The sequence below is a fragment of the Marinicella meishanensis genome, assembly GCF_019931145.1.
GTDB classification, from domain to species: Bacteria; Pseudomonadota; Gammaproteobacteria; order Xanthomonadales; family Marinicellaceae; genus Marinicella; species Marinicella meishanensis.
Genome location: NZ_JAIOUV010000005.1, coordinates 329,009 through 350,803, shown reverse-complemented (window position 1 = coordinate 350,803; position 21,795 = coordinate 329,009). Strand labels below are relative to the sequence as shown.

At 51.8% G+C, this 21,795-nt stretch carries 18 protein-coding genes; 15 read left to right on the top strand and 3 right to left on the bottom strand.

Annotation, left to right across the window (positions count from 1 at the left end; all coding sequences use genetic code 11):
- Window positions 1–138: 138 nt before the first annotated feature.
- From K7G70_RS10945 to K7G70_RS10910, 8 genes are all read left to right on the top strand, one after another.
- Window positions 139–828: a beta-propeller fold lactonase family protein gene (locus tag K7G70_RS10945; protein ID WP_223788679.1), complete on the top strand. Its 690-nt coding sequence runs from the start codon at window positions 139–141 to the stop codon at window positions 826–828.
- Window positions 829–929: 101 nt separating this feature from the next.
- Window positions 930–2,018: a prephenate dehydratase gene (pheA, locus tag K7G70_RS10940; RefSeq protein ID WP_223788678.1), complete on the top strand. Its 1,089-nt coding sequence runs from the start codon at window positions 930–932 to the stop codon at window positions 2,016–2,018.
- Between the two features lie 233 nt (window positions 2,019–2,251).
- Window positions 2,252–3,364, top strand: a complete 1,113-nt coding sequence (locus K7G70_RS10935; RefSeq protein ID WP_223788677.1) for a Glu/Leu/Phe/Val dehydrogenase dimerization domain-containing protein — start codon at window positions 2,252–2,254, stop codon at window positions 3,362–3,364.
- A complete protein-coding gene (locus K7G70_RS10930; protein WP_223788676.1) occupies window positions 3,364–4,527 on the top strand; it encodes an acyl-CoA dehydrogenase family protein in 1,164 nt (387 codons plus the stop codon). The genes K7G70_RS10935 and K7G70_RS10930 overlap by 1 nt, the downstream gene beginning before the upstream one ends.
- 28 nt (window positions 4,528–4,555) lie before the next feature.
- Window positions 4,556–5,752: a thiolase family protein gene (locus tag K7G70_RS10925; RefSeq protein ID WP_223788675.1), complete on the top strand. Its 1,197-nt coding sequence runs from the start codon at window positions 4,556–4,558 to the stop codon at window positions 5,750–5,752.
- A gap of 3 nt (window positions 5,753–5,755) precedes the next feature.
- The gene (locus tag K7G70_RS10920; RefSeq protein WP_223788674.1) at window positions 5,756–7,363 is read left to right on the top strand and encodes a carboxyl transferase domain-containing protein; all 1,608 of its coding nucleotides are present in this window, start codon (window positions 5,756–5,758) and stop codon (window positions 7,361–7,363) included.
- A 16-nt stretch (window positions 7,364–7,379) separates the two neighbouring features.
- Window positions 7,380–8,174, top strand: a complete 795-nt coding sequence (locus K7G70_RS10915; RefSeq protein WP_223788673.1) for an enoyl-CoA hydratase-related protein — start codon at window positions 7,380–7,382, stop codon at window positions 8,172–8,174.
- An 85-nt stretch (window positions 8,175–8,259) separates the two neighbouring features.
- Window positions 8,260–9,252, top strand: coding sequence for an energy transducer TonB (locus K7G70_RS10910; protein ID WP_223788672.1), 993 nt, complete (start codon window positions 8,260–8,262; stop codon window positions 9,250–9,252).
- 67 nt (window positions 9,253–9,319) lie between these two features.
- Here the strand turns inward: K7G70_RS10910 and mutS are convergent, their stop codons facing one another.
- Complete coding sequence (mutS, locus tag K7G70_RS10905) at window positions 9,320–11,863, bottom strand: DNA mismatch repair protein MutS (protein WP_223788671.1); 2,544 nt, start codon at window positions 11,861–11,863, stop codon at window positions 9,320–9,322.
- Window positions 11,864–12,089: 226 nt separating this feature from the next.
- Here mutS and recA point away from each other — a divergent pair, with 226 nt between their 5' ends.
- Genes recA through yaaA form a run of 4 tightly spaced genes read left to right on the top strand, consistent with a single transcriptional unit; the run spans window position 12,090 to window position 15,637 of the window.
- Window positions 12,090–13,133, top strand: coding sequence for a recombinase RecA (gene recA, locus K7G70_RS10900; RefSeq protein ID WP_348525081.1), 1,044 nt, complete (start codon window positions 12,090–12,092; stop codon window positions 13,131–13,133).
- Window positions 13,133–13,588 (top strand): regulatory protein RecX, encoded by a 456-nt coding sequence (locus tag K7G70_RS10895; protein ID WP_223788669.1) that lies wholly within the window; start codon window positions 13,133–13,135, stop codon window positions 13,586–13,588. Before recA ends, K7G70_RS10895 begins: the two co-directional genes overlap by 1 nt.
- A gap of 13 nt (window positions 13,589–13,601) precedes the next feature.
- Entirely contained in the window at window positions 13,602–14,861 is a 1,260-nt protein-coding gene (bioA, locus tag K7G70_RS10890) for an adenosylmethionine--8-amino-7-oxononanoate transaminase (protein ID WP_223788668.1), read from the top strand.
- Window positions 14,858–15,637 (top strand): peroxide stress protein YaaA, encoded by a 780-nt coding sequence (gene yaaA / locus K7G70_RS10885; RefSeq protein WP_223788667.1) that lies wholly within the window; start codon window positions 14,858–14,860, stop codon window positions 15,635–15,637. The genes bioA and yaaA overlap by 4 nt, the downstream gene beginning before the upstream one ends.
- A gap of 51 nt (window positions 15,638–15,688) precedes the next feature.
- Here the strand turns inward: yaaA and K7G70_RS10880 are convergent, their stop codons facing one another.
- Entirely contained in the window at window positions 15,689–18,247 is a 2,559-nt protein-coding gene (locus K7G70_RS10880; RefSeq protein WP_223788666.1) for an EAL domain-containing protein, read from the bottom strand.
- Between the two features lie 99 nt (window positions 18,248–18,346).
- On the bottom strand, window positions 18,347–19,114 hold the full coding sequence (gene gloB / locus K7G70_RS10875; RefSeq protein WP_223788665.1) for a hydroxyacylglutathione hydrolase: 768 nt from the start codon (window positions 19,112–19,114) through the stop codon (window positions 18,347–18,349).
- Window positions 19,115–19,144: 30 nt separating this feature from the next.
- On the opposite strand from gloB, the gene rnhA reads away from it, so the two are divergent.
- From rnhA to serS, 3 genes are all read left to right on the top strand, one after another.
- Window positions 19,145–19,642, top strand: a complete 498-nt coding sequence (rnhA, locus tag K7G70_RS10870; RefSeq protein ID WP_223788664.1) for a ribonuclease HI — start codon at window positions 19,145–19,147, stop codon at window positions 19,640–19,642.
- Entirely contained in the window at window positions 19,639–20,340 is a 702-nt protein-coding gene (dnaQ, locus tag K7G70_RS10865; RefSeq protein WP_223788663.1) for a DNA polymerase III subunit epsilon, read from the top strand. Before rnhA ends, dnaQ begins: the two co-directional genes overlap by 4 nt.
- Before the next feature lie 109 nt (window positions 20,341–20,449).
- The gene (serS, locus tag K7G70_RS10860) at window positions 20,450–21,727 is read left to right on the top strand and encodes a serine--tRNA ligase (protein WP_223788662.1); all 1,278 of its coding nucleotides are present in this window, start codon (window positions 20,450–20,452) and stop codon (window positions 21,725–21,727) included.
- Window positions 21,728–21,795 lie beyond the last annotated feature (68 nt).

Below are 21,795 nucleotides of genomic sequence, written 5' to 3'. Positions count from 1 at the left end.
GGCCACCGAGCCTGTTAGGTGTGTCTGTTATGGTGATTGATTCTTAAGCCTTGATGTGGCTTCGACGGGCTCAGCCGGCTTGATTGGTGGGCCAAGCCTGCCCAGAGAGGGTATCATTCAAATGACACCGATGGCAGCTTGGCCTTCATCGAAAGTGAAGTGCAAGGCGTCGATGATCCAGGTGATGCCGGACCGCCGGTAACTTTCATGGATCGCCCCATTGATGTCACCGTCACCGCCGATGGTTTGCATGTGTTGGTGGCTGCTGACTTCTCATCATCCTTGGCGGTGTTTGACCTCGATCCGGGCACCGGGGCTTTGAGCTTTAAAGAATCATTCAAAGACGGGGTGACGGGAGTTAAAGGCCTGGGTGGTGCTTCGGCGGTGTGGACCGCCCATGACAACAGCACGGTGTATGTGCTGGGTCGGGCAGAAGATGCCGTAGCGCGCTTTTCCCGCGACGGGTCTGGCCAACTGACTTACCAAGGCCGCTACGTCCAAGCCAATGCCGATTTCATTGGTCTGGATGCGCCAACAGCGTTGTTGGGCAGTGCCGCCGATGACCGCTTGTACGTGCTGGGTTTTGGCGATTCCACCATGGTGACCTTCACCCGCGACAATCAGGCCGGCTCACCGACTGCCGGGGCGTTGACGTTTGCTGATTTTGAGCAAGACGATGCCGGCGATGTCACCGACATGGCAGGTCCTGTGGCCCTGGATTTGTCACCCGATGGCCAGTGGTTGCTGGTGGCCGCGGGCATTGACAATGCCATCGAAGTGTTCAGCACCCACCTCAATGATTTGATCTTTGAGAATGGATTTGAGTGATTTTTAGCCATCCCCTCGTGATGCGACAGAAAAAACCGACTTTTGGGGTCGGTTTTTTTTGTGGTTCCAAGTAGAATGCCAGTATTTGAACCCCAATCACCATGGCCCAAGACAATCAAGATTGGTTGCTGTCACTGCGCAACAAGATCGACCTCATCGATCAAGACATCCAACGCCTGATCACCGAGCGGGCACAAATCGCCAATGAGGTGGCCAAAAGCAAATCCAAAGCCGACGCCGGTGGTTTTTATTACCGCCCTGAACGCGAAGCCCAAGTCCTCAGGGCCGTCAAAGAACGCAACCGAGGTCCCTTGAGTGATGACGCATTGCTGCGCTTGTTCAAAGAGATCATGTCGGCCTGTCTGGCCCAACAAAAGCCCTTGAACATCGCTTTTTTGGGCCCCGAGGGCACCTTCTCTGAAATGGCCACTTACCAATTCTTTGGTCATTCAGTCAAAGCCATGCCAGAATCAACCATTGGCCATGTGTTCACTGAAGTGGAAGCCGGGGTGGCTGATTTTGGAGTGGTGCCGATTGAAAACTCCACCGAAGGTGCGGTCAATAACACCATGGACATGTTCATCAATTCGCCGCTGAAAATCTGTGGTGAAATCGATTTGCCGATCCATCACAACCTGATGTCCAAACAAACCGACTTGAGTCAAATCAAGGTCATTTTTTCCCACCGCCAATCATTGGCCCAGTGCCGCACTTGGCTGAGCAGCCATGCCCCGCACATCGACACCGTGGCGGTCAGCAGCAATGCCGAGGCCGCCAGAAAAGCTTCATTCAATGAACATGCTGCGGCCATCGCCGGTGAATCAGCGGCGGTGATGTATGGCTTGAAAATCTTGCATGCCGACATCGAAGACCAGGCCGACAACGCCACGCGTTTTTTGGTCATTGGCAAACAAGTGCTGGCACCCAGTGGCTTGGACAAGTCGTCATTGATGGTGGCCGGTAAAGACGAACCGGGTGTGTTGTTCCACATCCTCAAACCGCTCAATGACCACGGTGTCAGCATGAAGCGGATTGAGTCGCGGCCTTCCAAACGCGGCAAGTGGGATTATGTTTTTTTCATCGATGTTGAAGGGCATGTGGAAGACGACAATCTGGCCCAAGCCATTGCCGCCATGCGCCGCTTCACATCGAATTTAAAAATCCTCGGATCCTACCCCAAATCGGTGTAATCATCACGGCAAAAGGATGCATCAAAGCGGCGATTGATGTATAATTGCGCGCGCCCGAATGGGCCGTGAATCAGCAACACATTCACTTCTATACCTTCAAATCTCACCATCAGTGGAATTGATGCCATGTCTGGAATTTGAGGGGGACGCATTTGATTCTTTGACCAGAATCTATCAAATTACTAAACCAAGCCAACCCGCCCTGCTGGCGGCGGGTTCGATGAGGACACAACATGAATATTTTTGAGACCATTGACAAGACCGAACATGAAGAGGTGGTTTTTTGTCACAACAAAGACGTGGGATTGAAAGCCATCATTGCCATCCACAACACCATTCTGGGTCCCGCCCTGGGTGGTTTGCGCATGTGGCCCTACCAAACTGAGCAAGACGCTTTGAACGACGTGTTGCGCTTGTCTCGTGGCATGACTTACAAAGCAGCGGTTTCCGGTTTGAACCTGGGTGGAGGTAAGTCCATCATCATCGGTGATCCGAAAACCGATAAGTCAGAAGAGCTGTTCCGCGCTTTTGGTCGATTCATTGATTCCTTGGGTGGTCGCTACATCACCGCTGAAGATGTGGGCATTGATGTCAATGACATGGAATACGTGTTCCAGGAAACAGAGAATGTGGTGGGTGTGCATCAGGTGCATGGGGGTTCAGGAGACCCTTCGCCATTCACCGCCTATGGCACCTATCAGGGCATCAAAGCCAGCCTGGAAAAGAAATACGGCAACCAAAACATCGGTGACTACTCCTATGCCGTGCAGGGGGTTGGTCATGTTGGCATGGAATTGGTGAAGTTGTTGCACAAGGATGGGGCCAAAATTTTCGTCACCGACATCAATCAAGAAGCGGTGCAGCACTGTGTCGATGAATATGGCTGTGAAGCGGTTGGTCTGGAAGACATTTATGACGTCGATGCCCAGGTTTATTCACCCTGTGCCTTGGGTGCGACGGTGAATGACAGCACCATTGGTCGTTTCAAGTTTGACATCGTTTGTGGCAGTGCCAACAACCAGCTGGCCGAAACCAGACACGGCGATGAGTTGGAACAGCGCGGCATGATTTATGCCCCCGACTATGCCGTGAATGCCGGTGGCTTGATGAACGTATCGATCGAATTGGAAGGTTACAACCGCGAGCGGGCCTTGCGCATGACCCGCAACATCTATTACAACATCATCAAAATCTTTGAAATTGCCGATCGCGACGGCATTGCCACCTGGAAAGCCGCTGATCGCATGGGTGAAGAACGGATTCAAAAAATGGGTCGGGTTAAACTGCCCTTCATGTGCCAACGGAATGTGAAATTTTCGGGAAGAACTAAAAACGGTAACGCTTGATGAATTTTGACATTGCTTTGAATGAGGAGCTGGAGCTGCTCCGGGACACGGTCAGGAAATTCACCGCAGAGGAAATTGCGCCCAGGGCCGAACAAATTGACCATGACAACCTGTTTCCGGCTGATTTGTGGCAGAAAATGGGCGATATGGGTTTGTTGGGCATGACCGTCCCCGCGGCTTATTGTGGCTCAGAAATGGGCAACTTGGCGCACCTGATCGCCATGGAAGAGATTTCCCGTGGCTCGGCTTCGGTGGGTTTGTCTTATGGGGCCCATTCCAACTTGTGTGTGGCCAATTTATACAAACACGCCAACGAGGCACAACGCCAAAAATACCTGCCCAAACTGTGTTCCGGTGAATTCGTCGGTGCTTTGGCCATGAGTGAACCCGGTGCCGGTTCTGATGTGGTGGGCTCGATGAGTTGCTCCGCGATCAAAGATGGCAATGAGTGGGTGGCCAATGGCAACAAAATGTGGATCACCAATGGTCCGGATGCCGATGTGCTGATCGTGTACATGCGCACCGCAGACCAGTCAGCGGGCTCACAATGCATGACCGCCTTTTTGATCGAGAAGGGCATGCCTGGGTTCACCACCGCGCAAAAGCTCGACAAATTGGGCATGCGTGGCTCGAACACCTGTGAGCTGGTGTTTGAAGACTGCCGCATTCCCGAAGCCAATGTGTTGGGTCGGGTCAATCAGGGTGTGGGCATCTTGATGGGTGGTCTGAACACCGAACGCCTGGTGTTGTCAGGCGGTCCCATCGGCATCATGCAAGCCGCCATGGATGCGGCCGTCCCTTACATCGCAGAACGCAAACAATTTGGTCGGGATTTGGGTGATTTTGGCCTGATGCAAGCCAAGATTGGTAAAATGTATGCCGATTTACAGGCATCCCGCTATTTTGCTTATGGCATCGCCAAAGACTACGACTCGGGCATCGAATCACGCTTGGATCCGGCCGCTTGTTTGTATTTTGCCTCTCAAGCTGCCGTGCAAGTGGCCTTGGAAGCGATCCAAACCCTGGGCGGTAATGGTTACATCAACGAGTACCCCACCGGGCGCCTGTTGCGAGATGCGAAATTGTATGACATCGGTGCCGGCACCAATGAGATCAGATTGATGTTGATTGGACGCGAACTGTATCGCAATGCCAAAGCCTGAAGCCAACCCATAATCCAGAGAGAACAACATGACCACAGAAATCAACCCCAACGACGTTTACATTGTGGCGGCCAAACGAACCGCCATCGGCTCATTTCAGGGCCAGTTTGCCAACACCCCTTCCACCCAACTGGGTGCTGAGGCCATCAAAGCCACGGTGGCGGCAGGTCAAGTTCAGGCCGACGCGATTGAAGAGGCATTGATCGGCTGTGTGCTGCCGGCCGGTTTGGGTCAAGCCCCAGCCAGGCAAGCGGTGCTGGGTGCTGGTTTGCCCATGTCGGTGCGCTGTACCACCGTCAACAAAGTCTGTGGTTCTGGCATGAAAACCGTGATGATGGGGCATGACACCATCAAAGCCGGATCGGCACAAGTGGTCCTGGCCGGTGGTTTGGAGTCCATGACCATGGCCCCATACCTGTTGCCCAAAGCCCGTGGTGGCTACCGCATGGGTCATGCACAAATGTTGGATCACATGTTTTTTGATGGATTACAAAACCCTTATGACGGCAACATGATGGGACATTTTGCCGAGTCATGTGCCGACAAATACAGCTACACCCGTGAAGCCCAAGATGCGTTTTCAGCGGAATCGGTCAAGCGCGCCAATGCCGCCATCGCAGGCGGTGCCTTCGAAGCGGAAATTACGCCGGTGACCGTGCAACATCGAAAAGATTCGGTGGTGGTGGCCACCGACGAGGAGCCAGCCCGCTGTGATCTGAGCAAAATCCCGCATTTGAAACCCGCGTTTCGCCGGGAAGGTGGCACCGTGACGGCTGCCAACGCCTCAAAAATATCCGATGGGGCTTCGATGACGTTGCTGGCCAGTGGTCAATACGTGCAAGCGCAGGGCTTGGCGCCCATGGCCCGCATCGTGGGTCACCACCAATTCGCCCATGAACCCGAGTGGTTCACCACCGCGCCGGTCTCGGCCATGCAGCAGTTGTTGGCCAAAATCGGCTGGCAAGTGGCAGATGTGGATTTGTTTGAAATCAATGAAGCCTTTGCCGTGGTGACCATGGCGGCGATGGATGAACTGTCTATTCCGCATGATCGGGTCAATGTCAATGGTGGCGCCACGGCGTTGGGTCACCCCATTGGGGCATCCGGTAACCGCATCCTGGTGACCTTGTTGCACGCCCTGAAAAATCGCGGTTTGAAACGCGGTGTGGCCTCCTTGTGCATTGGCGGCGGTGAAGCCACAGCCATTGCCGTTGAATTGGTATAAACCATGAAAATCATCAAAACCCAGATTGACGCGGCCTCCGAACAATACGAGTCCAATCGGTCGTTCATGACCGAGTTGGTTGATGATTTAAGAACCCAATTGAATGCCGCCGCCCAAGGTGGCTCGGCCGCTTCTCGCCAAAAGCACACCGACCGAGGCAAGTTGTTGGTGCGTGACCGCATCAATTTGTTGCTCGACCCCGGCAGCCCGTTCTTGGAGGTGGCCCCGTTGGCTGCCAATGGCATGTATCAGGATGCCGCACCGGCAGCCGGCATGGTGGCGGGGGTGGGCTTGGTGCATGGTCAACCGGTGATGGTGGTGGCCAATGACGCCACGGTCAAAGGTGGGACTTATTTCCCCATGACCGTAAAGAAACACCTGCGGGCGCAGGAAATCGCCCTGGAAAACCAATTGCCTTGTGTGTATTTGGTGGATTCAGGTGGGGCATTTTTGCCCTTGCAGGATGAGGTCTTTCCAGACAAAGAGCACTTTGGCCGCATTTTTTACAACCAAGCGCAGCTGTCATCCAAAAACATCCCCCAAATAGCCGTGGTCATGGGTTCATGCACCGCTGGTGGGGCCTATGTCCCAGCCATGTGTGATGAGGCCATCATCGTCAAAGAGCAAGGCACCATATTTTTGGGCGGGCCGCCACTGGTCAAGGCCGCCACCGGTGAAGAGGTGGATGCCGAATCTTTGGGCGGCGCCGAGGTCCACTCCTCAAAATCCGGGGTGACCGATCATTTTGCCGAAAACGACCCGCACGCTTTGCAGATGGCGCGCAATGCCTTGCAGTTTTTGAATCGACCACAGCATAATTGGTTACAGCGCAAACCGGCTCGCGAGCCTTTGTACCCAGCCCATGAGCTGTATGGCATCATCCCGCAATCAACCCGCATCCCTTACGACGTCAAAGAAATCATTGCCCGTTTGGTCGACGGTTCTGAGTTTCAAGAATTCAAAGCCCGTTACGGCACCACTTTGGTCTGTGGATTTGCCCACATCAATGGATATCCGGTAGGCATCGTCGCCAACAATGGCATTTTGTTTGCAGAATCGGCCTTGAAAGGGGCGCACTTTGTGGAATTGTGTAATCAACGCAAGATCCCCTTGGTGTTTTTGCAAAACATCACCGGTTTCATGGTGGGGCAGAAATACGAAAATGCCGGCATCGCCAAAGACGGCGCCAAAATGGTGACTGCAGTGGCCTGTGCGCAAGTGCCCAAATTCACGGTGGTGATAGGTGGTTCATTTGGGGCCGGTAACTATGCCATGAATGGCCGGGCGTATCAGGGCCGCTTTTTGTGGATGTGGCCCAACGCCCGAATCTCAGTGATGGGTGGCGATCAAGCCGCTTCGGTGTTGACCACAGTGAAGCAGGATGGCCTGGACAAAAAAGGTCAAGCTTGGGATCCCGCAGAAAAAGAAAAATTTTACGAAAAGATCAAATCTCAATACGAAGACCAGGGTCATCCGTACTATTCAACCGCCCGTTTGTGGGATGATGGGGTGATCGATCCTGCAGATACCCGACAAATTTTGTCACTTGCCATTGAAGCCAGCTTGTGTGCTGAGGTAGACTCAGTGAATTACGGCGTGTTCAGGATGTGATTTCAGAGGAATTTCCATGTTTAATTCATACCAAACCATACAACTCAAAACCCACAAGAACGGCGTGGCCCATGTGACCATGAACCGGCCTGATGTGCACAATGCCTTCAATGCGCAGATGATTGATGAGTTGACGCAGGTGTTCAAAAAGCTGAACGATGACACCGCGGTGCGGGTCATTGTTTTGCAAGCCAACGGCAAATCATTTTCTGCCGGCGCCGACATCCATTGGATGAAAGGCATGGCCCAGGCCACCGAACAAGAAAACAAAGCCGACTCGGAAAAATTGGCGGCTTTGATGCGGTCGATCAACTTCAATGCCAAAGCCACCATCGCCAAAATACAAGGCCTGGCTTTGGGCGGCGGCGTAGGCCTGGCGTGCTGTTGTGACCTGGTGGTGGCCGAAGCGGGGGCCAAATTTGGTCTGACTGAAGCCAAATTGGGACTGGTGCCGGCGGTGATTTCACCCTATGTGATTGACGCCATAGGAACCCGCAAAGCCCGTCGCTATTTCCAAACCGCAGAAATTTTTGATGCCCATCAAGCCAAAGAATTGGGCATTGCCTCGGAAGTGGTGACCGCCGATGAGATGGATGCGTGGGTAGAAAATCAACTGGACTTGTTGGCAGCAACCGGACCCAATGCCAAAGAAATCAGCAAAAAACTGGTGCTCTCAGTGGTTGGCAGAACTTTACCGCAGCAAAAGAAAATTGATGAATACACCACCCAAGTAATCGCTGCCGTGCGGGTTTCAGCGGAGGGTCAAAAGGGGTTAAATGCATTTTTGAACAAAGATACCATTACATGGTAAAAAGCAAGAATTAATTTCAATTTTATTGCAAAGTGTGATGCAGTCGTTAAAATGATGTTAATAAGCGTTATTCCCGAGATAAAAAATGTTGCATCACCTGTTAACCATTCTGTTGTTTTTCACGTTTTCTGTGGCGGTTGCACAAGAAGAGGAAACCCAAGAAGACGACACCAAAAGACCCAGTTGGTCAGCTGGGCTGCCTGAACGCACCAAAGCGGCTGACCTCAATAAGCCCGACTTCAAACCAGACAATGACATTGAAATAGACATGTCTGACTTCGGCCTGCAAGAAACCACTGAAATTGAAATGGACTTGCCCATCGGTGAAACCATTTCAGTCAAAGCCGAAAAACCCACGGCCGAAGAAATGGCCGCCGAATTGGCCAATGAAGAACTCAATGCCGAAGACGACTTTGATGCCAATGAACTGTTAACCGAAGAGGCTGCGGTTGAAAATGAGGACACAGTGCCTGCTGCGGTGGCTGAACCGGTGATTGAAGAACAAGTGGTGCAAGAGCCTGCCGTGATCCAACCACCGGCCGAAGAGGTGACCGATGCGGCCACCATGACCAACACACCACCACCGGTGGATGAAGCGACCACCCAAGCAGTGGCAGACACGGTGGCTGATGCCAATGATGCAGCGGGTGCGGAGGAGTCCATCACCGAACCCCAAGCTGAAGTATCGTTGGCTGACAGTGCCGACACTGACACAGCCAGCAATGAAATCGATCAAAGCATCGCTTCCATTGATCCACCAGTCATGACCGGCAATTTGGATCCGGTTGCCGAGGCGGCTGAAACGGTCACCTACCAGTGGGAAATTTTACAGCAAGCACCGGTGAAATACCCGGTTCGGGCCGCCATGGAGAATCAGGAAGGATGGGTGGATGTGGAGGTCACCATCGATCCCAGTGGCAGGGTGGTCAGTGTGTCTCCAGTGAAATACTCAACCCGCGGACGAATTTTTGGCAAACCGGCGGTGCAGTCAGTCAATGAATGGATATTCAAGCCACCCAGCACCTTGGGCATCACCGAAAACCAGACCCGGATTTACAAGATTGAATTTGAACTGTGACGGGGCGACCGTTCAAAGAATAAGAAACGAAGGCTGTCGATGATGACAGCCTTTTTTTATCAATCAGTTACAGTAATTTTTTCAACTGATACATCAGATCCAATGCCTGTTTCGCTGTCAGCTCATCGGGGTCGATTTCACGCAGCTTCTGGGCCAGTTTATTGGGTTCTGCCGGTGGTTCTTGAAATAAGGAAAATTGCACCGGTTGTGGGTGCTCATCTTGGTTTTCCAATTGTTTCAAATAGGCCCGGGCATTGTTCAAGGTGGCCGCTGGTAAGCCGGCCAAGGCAGCCACTTGCAAACCATAACTTTTGTTGGCAGCACCGGCTTTGACGGTGTGCAGAAACACGATGCTGTCACCATGTTCAACGGCGTTCAAATGCACGTTGCTGACGGTAGGCAGCTGATCGGCCAGTTGGGTGATTTCAAAGTAATGCGTGGCAAACAGGCAGAATGATTGGTTCACTTGGGCCAGATGCATGGCACAGGCATGGGCCAATGACAAACCATCATAGGTGCTGGTGCCACGGCCAATTTCATCCATCAACACCAATGATTGGTGGGTGGCATTGTGCAAGATGGTGGCCGTTTCAGACATTTCCACCATGAAGGTTGAGCGCCCACGGGTCAAGTCATCGCCGGCACCAATGCGGGTGAAAATGCGGTCAATGTCACCAATCACAGCGCGTTCTGCAGGCACGAAACTGCCGATGGATGCCAACAGCACTATGATCGCTGTTTGGCGCATGTAAGTCGATTTACCACCCATGTTGGGGCCGGTGATGATCAACATTTTCTGTTGCTCATGCAAGTTCAGATCATTTGGCTCAAACGGGGTTTCCTGGATCGTTTCCACCACCGGGTGGCGGCCTTTGCTGATGTCAATGACCACCTTTTCACTGAGGGTGGGTTGACAAAATCGGTGGGTCATGGCCCGCTCAGCCAAGTTGGCCAACACATCCAGTTCACTGACGGCATCGGCCAATTGTTGTAAGGCAGCGATGTTGGGTGACAAGCCTTCCAACAAGGCTTGATACAGGGCCTTTTCATGGGCCAGCGCCTTTTCTTTGCTGGACAGCACTTTTTCTTCAAACTGCTTCAATTCAGGCGTGGTGTAGCGTTCCACCGCTTTCAGGGTTTGGCGCCTGATGTAGTGTTCAGGGACTTTGTTGCTGTTGACCTTCGACACTTCGATGTAATAGCCGTGTACCCGGTTGTAGCCCACTTTCAAAGAACTGATGCCTGATTCGGTCTGTTGCTGGTTCTCAAAATCCAGCATGTACTGTCCGGCATCACTGCTGATGGTGCGCAATTCATCCAAGTCGGCATCAAAGCCATCGGCAATCACACCGCCATCACGAATCACCACCGGTGGGTTGTCTTTGATGGCCCGCGACAACAAGTCATGCACCCCGGTGTGGGGATCGAGTTTGGCCACCAAATCTGCCAGTGGTGGTTGGTCAATGCCTTGGGCACTGGCTTGTAAGGTGTCGATGGCTGCCAAGGATTCACGCAGTGCCACCAAATCGCGGGGGCGGGCGGTCAACAAGCTGATGCGGGTGACGATGCGTTCAATGTCCGCGATGCTTTTGAGCTGATTTTGCAATTCTGGGTTGAGACCAGAGTCAATCAACGCTGCAATGGACTGTAAGCGTTGGTTCAAAATGGGGCGGTCACGCAACGGTTGGTTGACCCAGCGCCGGACTTTTCTGGAACCCATGGCGGTACTGCATTGGTCAATGAAGCCACACAGGGTCAATTCATCTTTGCCATCTGGGTGGTGGTTGATTTCCAAATTCTTGCGCGATTGGGCGTCGATGTGCAGACAGTGATCCAAGTGTTCGATTTGTATCGCTTGTAAATGCGCCAAGTCGACCTTTTGTGTGTGTTTGACGTATTGTAACAAGGCCCCAATGGCGGGTAAAAACACGTCGGATTCGTGGATGCCAAATGGGCTCAAATCATGCACTTGGTAGGTTTTTTTGATGGCATGTTCGGCCGATTCTGGATCAAAGTCCCAGGCCGGTCTGGCCACACAGTTGAAGGCTTTGAAGCTGGCCCCAACATCCTGGTTTTCGGCCACCAGCACCTCATTGGGAGCCAGCCGAGTCAGTTGCGCTTCGAGGGTGGATTTGTCGGCCATCTGTTGCACTTTGAGCTCGCCACTGCCCAAAGACAAATAGGCCAAACCATGGCCCCGGGAGTTGCTGTGGATGGCCATCAACAGGTTCTCTTTGTGGGCGTCCATCAAGGCCTCTTCGGTGACCGTGCCTGGGGTCAGGATGCGTTTCACTTCGCGGGTCACCGGGCCTTTGCTGGTGGCCGGATCACCGGTTTGTTCACAGATTGCCACCGACAAGCCTTGTTTGACCAATTTGGCCAGATAATTATCGGCTGCGTGAAATGGCACACCACACATGGGAATGGGGTCACCATTGGATTTGCCGCGGTGGGTGAGAGTGATGTCCAGCAGCTTGGCCGCTTGTATGGCATCGTCGAAGAACAGCTCATAAAAGTCACCCATGCGATAAAACAACAACATGTCCTGGTAGTCGGCTTTGATGGCCAGGAATTGCTGCATCATGGGGGTGTGCTTTGATGATTGGCTCATGGCGTTGGCGGCATTTTTTTCAAACCTGACATTCTAACAAAAGGGCCTGGAAAAAATTAAAAAATATCCATTCTCAAGTTTTGAGAATAAACCATTGATAATACATAAGAACTCAGTATTTATGGACTGACTAATCAGAATTAACTGATTTTTTCGATCTTCAGAACATGCGATAATAGGTGACTAAATCATGAAAAATAACCTCAAACTTGTGGAGCAAAACAAAGTGGATGACAACAAGAAAAAAGCATTGGCGGCGGCCTTAGGACAAATTGAAAAACAATTTGGCAAAGGCTCTGTGATGCGCATGGGTGACAACAAAGCGTTGACCACCGATGTGTATTCTACCGGCTCATTGGGATTGGATGTGGCCTTGGGGATTGGTGGCTTACCCCGCGGGCGCATCGTTGAGATTTATGGGCCTGAGTCCAGTGGTAAAACCACTTTAACCTTGCATGCAGTGGCCGAATGTCAGAAAAAAGGCGGCACCGCGGCTTTCATTGATGCCGAGCATGCCTTGGACCCCACCTATGCCGCCAAGTTGGGGGTGAACATTGATGATTTGTTGGTTTCACAACCGGACACCGGTGAAGAGGCCTTGGAAATATGTGACATGTTGGTGCGCTCCAATGCGGTTGACATGATTGTGGTGGACTCGGTCGCGGCTTTGACTCCCAAAGCCGAAATCGAAGGCGACATGGGTGACTCGCACATGGGCCTGCAAGCCCGCTTGATGTCACAAGCCCTGCGTAAATTGACCGCCAACATCAAACGCACCAATTGCATGGTCATTTTCATCAACCAAATCAGGATGAAAATTGGTGTCATGTTTGGCAGTCCAGAAACCACCACCGGTGGTAATGCCTTGAAGTTCTATGCATCCGTGCGTCTGGACATTCGCCGCATCGGTGCCATCAAAAAAGGCGATGAAGTGATCGGTAATGACACGCGGGTTAAAGTGGTTAAGAACAAAATGGCCCCACCTTTCAAACAAGTGCAATTCGAAATCCTGTATGGCGAAGGCATATCGCTGTTGGGCGAGTTGATTGACCTGGGTGTGGCCCATGACTTGGTCAGTAAAGCCGGCGCCTGGTACAGCTATGGTGACATCCGCATCGGCCAGGGCAAAGAAAACTCCAAACAATACTTCAAAGACAACCCTGAACAAGCCGCTGAGTTAGAACAAAAAATCAGAGACATCTTGCTGCCCAAAGCCGAAGCGGTGCAAACCTCCGAAGCGACGGCCGACATCGATCCGTTCGAGGGTTGATGGCAGAATCCGCCCAACACACGCCCGAGGCGCGGGCCCGTGCCTCGGCTGTGGCCAGTTTGGCCATGCGCGAACATTCCTGTGAAGAGTTGCGACAAAAGTTGCTCAACAAAAACCACGATGCGGCCGTGGTGGAAGGTTTGCTCGCCGATTTGGTGGCTGATAACCTGTTATCAGACCAACGTTTTGCCGAAGCATACTGGCGCCTGCGTTCCAGCCGCGGCTACGGCCCAGAACGGATTGCCAAAGAGCTGCAAATCAAAGGGGTGGCTGACCACCAAATCAAACAATCCCGAGCGGCCGAAGACATCGATTTCATGGCCGTGATTGCCCAAGTTTATGAGAAGAAGTATCGAGGAAAACCATGTGCTGATCTCAAGGAAATAGCCAAACGACAAGGGTTTTTGTTTCGTCGTGGCTTTGGCATGGATTTGATTCGAACGGTCATGGATTGAGGGACAGGACTGCATGGACATAGCCTTTGACCGCCAGCATTTGTGGCATCCCTATACCAGTTTGTCTGATCCCACCAAAACTTATCCGGTGGTGGGGGCCAATGGGGTGCGCATTCAGTTGGCCGATGGCAGCCAGCTGATCGATGCCATGTCATCCTGGTGGTGTTGCATCCATGGTTATAACCACCCGGTGTTGAACCAAGCCGTCACCGATCAATTACAACACATGTCGCATGTGATGTTCGGTGGCCTCACCCATGAGCCGGCCATTAAGCTGGGTCAACAGCTGGTCGCCATGACCGACCCGTCACTGGATGCGGTGTTTTTTGCCGATTCCGGTTCGGTGGCCGTCGAAGTGGCCATGAAAATGGCAGCGCAATACTGTTTTGAACAAGGCTTGACGAAAAAGCACCGCTTCCTGACTTTTGCCAAGGGCTATCATGGCGACACGTTTGGTGCCATGTCGGTGTGTGATCCCGTGACTGGCATGCACCACAAATTCAGCCATTTGTTGCATCAACACCTGTTTATTTCATCGCCTCGCTGTGGTTTCGACCAAGCTTGGGAAGACCATTGCATGGATGAATTCAAGCAAGCCTTGGCGGAACATCATGAGTCCATCATTGCGGTGATCTTTGAACCCATCGTACAGGGGGCCGGGGGCATGAATTTTTATTCGCCTGAATACCTGCGACAGGTGCGGGCCTTGTGTGATGAATACCAGGTGTTGTTGATCTTTGACGAAATCGCCACCGGATTTGCTCGCACGGGCAAGATGTTTGCCTATGAACATGCCGCTGTGGCGCCAGACATCCTGTGTTTGGGTAAGTCATTGACCGGCGGTTACATGACCTTGTCGGCGGTGCTGTGTAACCGCATGGTGGCCGATGGCATCGGCACCCACTTCATGCACGGGCCCACTTTCATGGCCAACCCCTTGGCCTGTGCCGTGGCTTTGGCCAGCACCCAACTGTTGGTCAACAGTGACTGGCAACAACGGGTGTCTGCCATCGCCAGCTCGTTGCAACAGGGCCTGCAGGATTTGTCTGCTCATCCAGCGGTCAAAGACGTGCGGGTGCTGGGCGCCATCGGAGTGGTGGAATTGCACCAAACCATCAATTGGGCAGCCATTCAAGAGCGCATGGTGGCCAAAGGGGTGTGGATTCGTCCCTTCATGAATTTGATTTACATGATGCCGCCATTGATCATTGAAGCCGCTGAAATTGACCACATAACAGAAGCATTGGCCACTACACTACAAGAATTATTATGATCCTATTACTGTCACCCTCCAAGGGGCAGGATTTCACTGCCCATGAATACGCCGAACACAGTCAACCTGCCATGCTTCGTGATGCCAAAATTTTGGTCAAAGAGCTCAAGACTTTTGGTCCCCAACAAATCGCGCAACTGATGTCGGTCAGTGAGTCCTTGGCCGAGCTCAACCACGGTCGTTTTCAACGTTTTAAAACACCTTTGCGTCTGGGGGTGGCCAAACAAGCGGCGCTGGCCTTCAAAGGTGACGTGTACAACGGCTTGGACGCCGACAGCATGGGTGCCGATGAATGGCAATACGCGCAAAACCATTTGCGCATCCTGTCAGGCCTGTATGGTTATTTGCGTCCCCAAGATTTGATCTTGCCTTATCGCTTGGAAATGAAGACCCGCCTGGCCAATGAGCGGGGCGATAATTTGTACCAATTTTGGGGTGACAAGATCACCCAAAAAATCAATCAGGAAGTTAAATCCGGGGATGTGGTGGTCAATCTGGCTTCAAATGAGTATTTCAAAGCCGTGCAACCCAAAGCCCTTAAAGGTGAGGTGCTGACCATCGACTTCAAAGACACCAAAGCAGGCAAAACCCGCAGCATTTCATTTTTCGCCAAACAAGCCCGAGGCATGATGGCCCGGGCCATCATCAATCACCAAATCAAGGAAGTTGATCAAATCAAGTCTTTGGAGGTTGATGGGTACCGCTACCACGAGGGTTTGTCGACACCCAAAAAATGGATTTTTGAGCGACAGCAGCCACCACCAAAGAACGGTTGATTTGAGTCCTGGGGCACCTCAATCCATGGGGCTGGGCCGCTAGTTCCGGGCCTAAAGTTTGTGTTTGGCCAGTAACTGGGCTTCGGTCTTGGGTTTGGAAAAGTAATAACCCTGAAAATACTGGCAATGGTGCTGCTTCAAAAAGGCGATTTGGGTGGCGGTTTCCACCCCTTCGGCCACCACTTCCAGTTGCATTTCTTCGGCCATTTTGAGGATGGTTTTGACGATGGTGGTGCTGCTGGTGTCTGCCGGCACGTCTTTGATGAATGATTTGTCGATTTTGATTTTGTCCAACGGCAGCTTGCGGATGTAATCAAACGATGAATAACCGGTGCCAAAATCATCAATGGACAGTTTGATGCCCAGTAATTTCAATTGGTTGATGATTTCAATGGAGCGTTGGTTCTCGCTCAATAAAATCGATTCGGTGACTTCAAACTCCAAATAGTCTTTGGGGATTTTGTACTGGTGGATGAGGGCGGTAACCCGTTCCAGAAAATTGCGGTCCCGGATTTGGATGACCGATAAGTTGACGGCCAGGAAAAATGGTCTTTGCGCCCGGTCTTTCCACTTGATGATTTGTTTACAGGCCTCTTCAATGGTCCAATAACCGATTTCCAGAATCAGCTGGGCCTGCTCCGCAATGGGGATGAATTCGGTGGGCATGATTTCCCCTTCGGTGGGGTGCTGCCAGCGCAACAACACCTCAGAGCCCACAATGGTTTCGGTTTCGGCATCCACCACCGGTTGGTACAGGACGTTGATTTCGTTGTTTTTCAGGGCCAGACGCAAATCATTTTCCAGCTGGTGATTCTTTTTAACCCGCGACTCGATGCCTTCCTCAAACACCTGGATGCGGTTGCGGCCCTTGATTTTGGCTTCAAACATGGCGGTGTCGGCCCGTTGCAACAGGACCGATTGGTGGTTGCCATCGCGCGGATAAATCACGATGCCCACACTGGCTGTGATGTGGTAGTGGTTGCCTTCTATGCCAATGGGTTGTTTCAATTTTTTCAACACCATGCCGGCCACTTCGATGGCTTGCTTCTCGGCCGTGACCAGTTCATTTTTCAATTCCGGTAATTCGATGATGAATTCGTCGCCACCCAAGCGGGCCAGGGTGTCACCCGGACCAACACAGGATTTGATTCGCAATGCCACTTTTTTGATCAGCTTGTCACCCACCTGATGTCCTTGCGAATCATTGATGTTTTTGAAGTTGTCCAGGTCGATGTGCAAAATGCCGCCCACATGATTGAACTGTTTGGCCCGGGCCAATGAGGATTTTAAGCGGTCTTTGAGCAATTCCCGGTTGGGTAAATCGGTCAATGAATCATAATGGGCCATATACAAAATTTCTTCTTCATAGGCTTTGACCTGGCTGATGTCCACCCCCACAGTAACCATGGCCGGCTCCAAGTCCTGGCGGCCAGAATAGGGCACCTTGGACATCATCAAGGTCTTGGTGGTGCCGGTGATGTCTTTGGCCACCACTTCGGTGTTGAAGGGGTTGGAAGAGGTGGTGTAGTTGATCAGGTTTTCGAAGTTGGCGTTGCTGCGCAAAATGCTGTAGATGTTCTTGCTTTCGATGTCGTCTTTGTCAATGCCGAAAAATTGACAGGCATTTTCATTGGCCAAAATGATTTTCCCTTCATAATCATTGGCAAAAATCATGTGCGGCACAATGTTGATGACCTGATTCAGTTGGATCTCTCGCTGCATCAGTTTGGTCACTTGGTATTTGACCTGGCGTTTGAACAACACCGCCGCCACCATGGTGACCAAGCCGAATATCAACAGACCCAACAATGAATACCATATCCAACTCGGAATGGTGTTGTCTTCTTGGGCCAAAGTCCATTTGCTGCGGGCCTGGTAATAAAATGAATCGGGTTCTTGTTTCCACCGTCCCAGGGTCTGGTCATAGGCTGCCAACAGTTCGGCATTGGTGCCTTTGGGGGTGGTGACAAAGACTTTGAATGGGTTGAAGATGATGCTGCTGACCAACAGGTTATAATCCTGTTGGAAGTCCAAGCCGGCCAGGTTGTTGGACACCGCGGCATCGGCCGATTTGTTGGCCACCATTTGAAACACTTCGGCATAGCTCTTGCCGTAAACATAGCGGCAATCCACTTCGAATTGTTCGCATTGGTTGATGAAATTCAGGCCATTGACACCGTTTTCCAGCAAGGCTATGGTTTTGCCATCGAGGTCAAACAGGCTTTCAATCTTTGAGTCACTGGACAAAAACACTTGGCCCCAGACATTGGAAAAGTTGGTTTTGGGGTAGTCTAAAAATTCACTTCGTTGTACCGAGTAGCCCAGTGATGGTAAAGCATCCAGTCGTTTGGCCTTCATCATGGCCATCAAATCAGGAAAGTCACCATAGACCCAGTCGATGGTGAACCCATGTTCCTCGGCCATTTTGTTGAGAATTTCGATGGCCAAGCCATCGGGCTGATTCAGCTTGTCATTTCTGAATTGCAAAGGAGGGGTGTCGAAATAACCGATGCGGTAGGTTTTTTTCAGTGCATTGTTGGCTTGTGAGTGGGCCGTTACTTGAAAGATCAGCAACGAGAGCGCAACAACTGTGTGGACAAATTCTTTCATTCGTTCGTTTTTCCCCCACCAATATCATACCATTTTTTACCATGATGGCCATGTTTTTGCGGTAAACAGTTGTTAAATCGGTGGTGTGGCCAAGGCCGGTTAAAATTGGTCTTTCAAAGCCCTGATGTGGGCAAAACACGTCACCTCATCGGTGATTGCGGAGCCTTGGATTTGGGCCACCGCTTGTCGCAATTCAGCTTGATCGGTTCGGAGGAATGGATTGAGTTGCTTTTCCAAGCCCAATTGGCTGGGCAAACTGGGTTGATTGGCTTGACGGCTTGCCTGGATTTGGGCTTCGAAGGCCGCGATGTCGGCGTTGTCTGGTTCGAGGTGGCGGGCAAATTGCAAATTACTGAGGGTGTATTCATGGGTACAAAACACTTTCAAATCATCAGGCAAAGATTTGATTTTATTCAGTGAATGATTGAATTGATTGGGTTTGCCTTCAAACATGCGACCGCAGCCCATGCTGAACAAGGTGTCACCACAAAACAACCAGTCCTGATTCACATAACACACGTGGGTCAGGGTGTGACCGGGGGTTTCCAAGACCTGGAACTGCAGTCCCAATTCGGTCAGCTCGACCAGGCTGCCTTCTTGCACCACGGTGCATTGACCTGGAATGCGCTCATCCGCTGGGGCATAAACGGGGCAGGCATGTTGTTGTTGCAGTGACTCCACCCCATTGACATGGTCCCAATGGTGGTGGGTGATGAGGATGCTGTGTAAATGCAACTGCTTGGCGCTGAGGAATTGATCCACGTGTGCGGCCACACCTGGGTCCACCACCACTGCCAGTTGGCCGTTGTCGATGACCCAAATGTAATTGTCATTGAAGGCGGGGATGGGGGTGATCTGGAAACTCATGTGACAATCGTGGTGTTTTTCTCACCGCAAATGAATTATCATGCACCAAGTTTTGTGCAATTACAAGTGACCCAAGTGACCGCAGCCGTTGGCCGAAAAAAAATTCAAATCTTCACCGATGGATCCTGTCTGGGCAATCCCGGGCCTGGGGGTTGGGCGGCTTTGTTGAAGTACCAAAAAACAGAAAAAATGATTGCGGGTCAAGCGGCCGACACCACCAACAACCGCATGGAAATCACCGCGGTGATTGAGGCCTTGAAACGCTTGCGCCAGGCCTGCGAGATTGAGCTGTACACCGACTCCAAGTACGTGATGGACGGGGCCACCCGGTGGTTGACTGGCTGGAAAGCCAAAGACTGGAAAAATGCCGCCAAAAAACCAGTCAAAAACAAAGATTTGTGGCAGCTTCTTGAGCAGCAGATGAGCCCGCATCTGATCCATTGGCATTGGGTCAAGGGCCATTCTGGTCACCCCGAAAATGAACGGGTGGATGAGGCCGCCAGAACCCAAGCGGAGCAATTGAAATGACCCACAATAAATTGATCATGTTGGACACCGAGACCACCGGTTTGCGACCACAGGACGGGCATCGAATCATTGAGATCGGTGCCTTGGTGGTGATCAACCGTGAAATCACCAACCAACATTACCACCAATACATCAACCCGATGTATCGGGTCGATGACGAAGCCCTGGAAGTCCACGGACTGAGCAATGATTTCCTGTCAGATAAACCGGTGTTTTCCCGCATTGTGGACGACTTCATCGAATTCATTGATGGGGCAGAGCTGGTGATCCACAATGCCCCGTTCGATGTGGGGTTCATCAACCATGAGTTGGGTTTGTGTGGCAAGGACTTTCAATTGGAAGACCGCTGTGTGATCACTGACAGCCTGGAATATGCCAAGAAAAAGCATCCCGGGGCCAAAAACAACCTGGATGCCTTGTGTAAACGTTACGCCATCAACAACGAACACCGGACCTTGCATGGGGCCTTATTGGACTCGGAAATATTGGCCCAAGTTTACATGGCCATGACCGGTGGTCAAACCAAGCTCAAGCTCAACCTGAATGATCAGGCCGCACAACAAGGCATGACCTTCGATTTGTCAGGCATCCCACCTTTGCAAATGGTGACCCCCAGTGCCGACGAATTACAAGCCCATCGGCAATGGCTGGATAAATACCGTTCGGCCGACACCCCCTTTGGTTGGGATCCGGATTGATCGCCCCCCAGCGTCTGCCATTCTGCTTGATTTAGCCGGTACTGCGCTTCTCAAGCCAATGCATCTGGGCTACAATGTCGCCCTTTGAAAATTTCCTGGATTATCGGACATGTTAGATCCCCAATTGTTGCGCACAGCGTTGGACACCACCGCAGAAAAGTTGGCCCACAGAGGTTATGCTTTGCCAATGGAAGAGTGGCAAAAGTTGGAAGCCGAGCGCAAGACCATTCAAGTTGAAACCGAAGCCCTGCAAAACCAAAGAACCACCATTTCCAAATCCATTGGTCAAGCCAAAAGCCAAGGACAAGACATTCAGCCGTTGTTGGATGAGGTGGCACAAATGGGTGAACAGTTGGAAGACTCCAAGTCCCGCTTGAAAGAAATCTTACAGGCGATGGAGGGCATCACTTTGTATACCCCCAATCTGGCCCATGAATCGGTGCCAGTGGGTCAAGACGAAAATGACAATGTGGTGATCCGTTCATGGGGTACCCCCAAAGCATTTGATTTCCCAGTCAAGGATCACGTGGCCTTGGGCGAAGTGCAGCGGGGTCTGGATGCCGAATCAGCAGCCAACTTGTCCGGTTCACGCTTCACCCTGTTGACTGGCGAAGTGGCCCAAATGCACCGCGCTTTGGCACAGCTGATGCTGGACCTGCACACCACCCAACATGGTTACCAGGAATACTATGTGCCGTACATGGTCAATGCCGCCACCATGCAAGGCAGTGGTCAATTGCCCAAGTTCGCCGATGACGCGTTCATCACCGAAGATGAACGGTACTTGATTCCCACAGCTGAAGTGCCGCTGACCAACTTGGTGGCAGACACGATCCTGGAGCAGGCCGAGTTACCGGTATTGATGACCGCCCACACCCCTTGTTTTCGGCGGGAAGCAGGCAGTTACGGCAAAGACACCAAAGGCATGATCAGACAGCACCAGTTTGACAAAGTGGAAATGGTGCAAATTGTGCACCCCGATGAATCATATGCGGCATTGGAAGCCATGACCGGTCATGCCGAAGCGGTATTACAAGCTTTGGAATTGCCTTATCAAGTGATGGTGCTGTGCACCGGGGACATGGGCTTTTCGGCCGCCAAAACATACGACATCGAAGTGTGGCTACCGGCGCAAAACACCTACCGTGAAATTTCTTCGTGTTCCAATTGCACCGACTTTCAGGCCCGCCGCATGCAGGCGAGGTTTCGGGCTCCTGATGTGAAAAAACCACAGCTGGTTCACACCTTGAATGGTTCTGGTTTGGCCGTCGGGCGCGCCTTGATTGCGGTGATGGAAAATTACCAAAATGCAGATGGCAGCATCAACGTGCCCACTGCATTGCAGCCTTACATGGGCGGCAAAACTGTGATCAATCTGGCATCCTGAATAAGAAGTCTCTGGTGGCAGGCTTAAAATTTTGTCTGCCATCAATAGTTTGCTATAATCGAACGAAA

Bases quoted from the DNA above. Each gene is read 5' to 3' on its own strand.
- pheA (WP_223788678.1), top strand. From the start codon at position 930: ATGGCCCAAGACAATCAAGATTGGTTGCTGTCACTGCGCAACAAGATC.
- K7G70_RS10935 (WP_223788677.1), top strand. From the start codon at position 2,252: ATGAATATTTTTGAGACCATTGACAAGACCGAACATGAAGAGGTGGTT.
- K7G70_RS10930 (WP_223788676.1), top strand. From the start codon at position 3,364: ATGAATTTTGACATTGCTTTGAATGAGGAGCTGGAGCTGCTCCGGGAC.
- K7G70_RS10925 (WP_223788675.1), top strand. From the start codon at position 4,556: ATGACCACAGAAATCAACCCCAACGACGTTTACATTGTGGCGGCCAAA.
- K7G70_RS10920 (WP_223788674.1), top strand. From the start codon at position 5,756: ATGAAAATCATCAAAACCCAGATTGACGCGGCCTCCGAACAATACGAG.
- K7G70_RS10915 (WP_223788673.1), top strand. From the start codon at position 7,380: ATGTTTAATTCATACCAAACCATACAACTCAAAACCCACAAGAACGGC.
- K7G70_RS10910 (WP_223788672.1), top strand. From the start codon at position 8,260: ATGTTGCATCACCTGTTAACCATTCTGTTGTTTTTCACGTTTTCTGTG.
- mutS (WP_223788671.1), bottom strand. From the start codon at position 11,863: ATGAGCCAATCATCAAAGCACACCCCCATGATGCAGCAATTCCTGGCC.
- K7G70_RS10895 (WP_223788669.1), top strand. From the start codon at position 13,133: ATGGCAGAATCCGCCCAACACACGCCCGAGGCGCGGGCCCGTGCCTCG.
- bioA (WP_223788668.1), top strand. From the start codon at position 13,602: ATGGACATAGCCTTTGACCGCCAGCATTTGTGGCATCCCTATACCAGT.
- yaaA (WP_223788667.1), top strand. From the start codon at position 14,858: ATGATCCTATTACTGTCACCCTCCAAGGGGCAGGATTTCACTGCCCAT.
- K7G70_RS10880 (WP_223788666.1), bottom strand. From the start codon at position 18,247: ATGAAAGAATTTGTCCACACAGTTGTTGCGCTCTCGTTGCTGATCTTT.
- gloB (WP_223788665.1), bottom strand. From the start codon at position 19,114: ATGAGTTTCCAGATCACCCCCATCCCCGCCTTCAATGACAATTACATT.
- rnhA (WP_223788664.1), top strand. From the start codon at position 19,145: ATGAATTATCATGCACCAAGTTTTGTGCAATTACAAGTGACCCAAGTG.
- dnaQ (WP_223788663.1), top strand. From the start codon at position 19,639: ATGACCCACAATAAATTGATCATGTTGGACACCGAGACCACCGGTTTG.
- serS (WP_223788662.1), top strand. From the start codon at position 20,450: ATGTTAGATCCCCAATTGTTGCGCACAGCGTTGGACACCACCGCAGAA.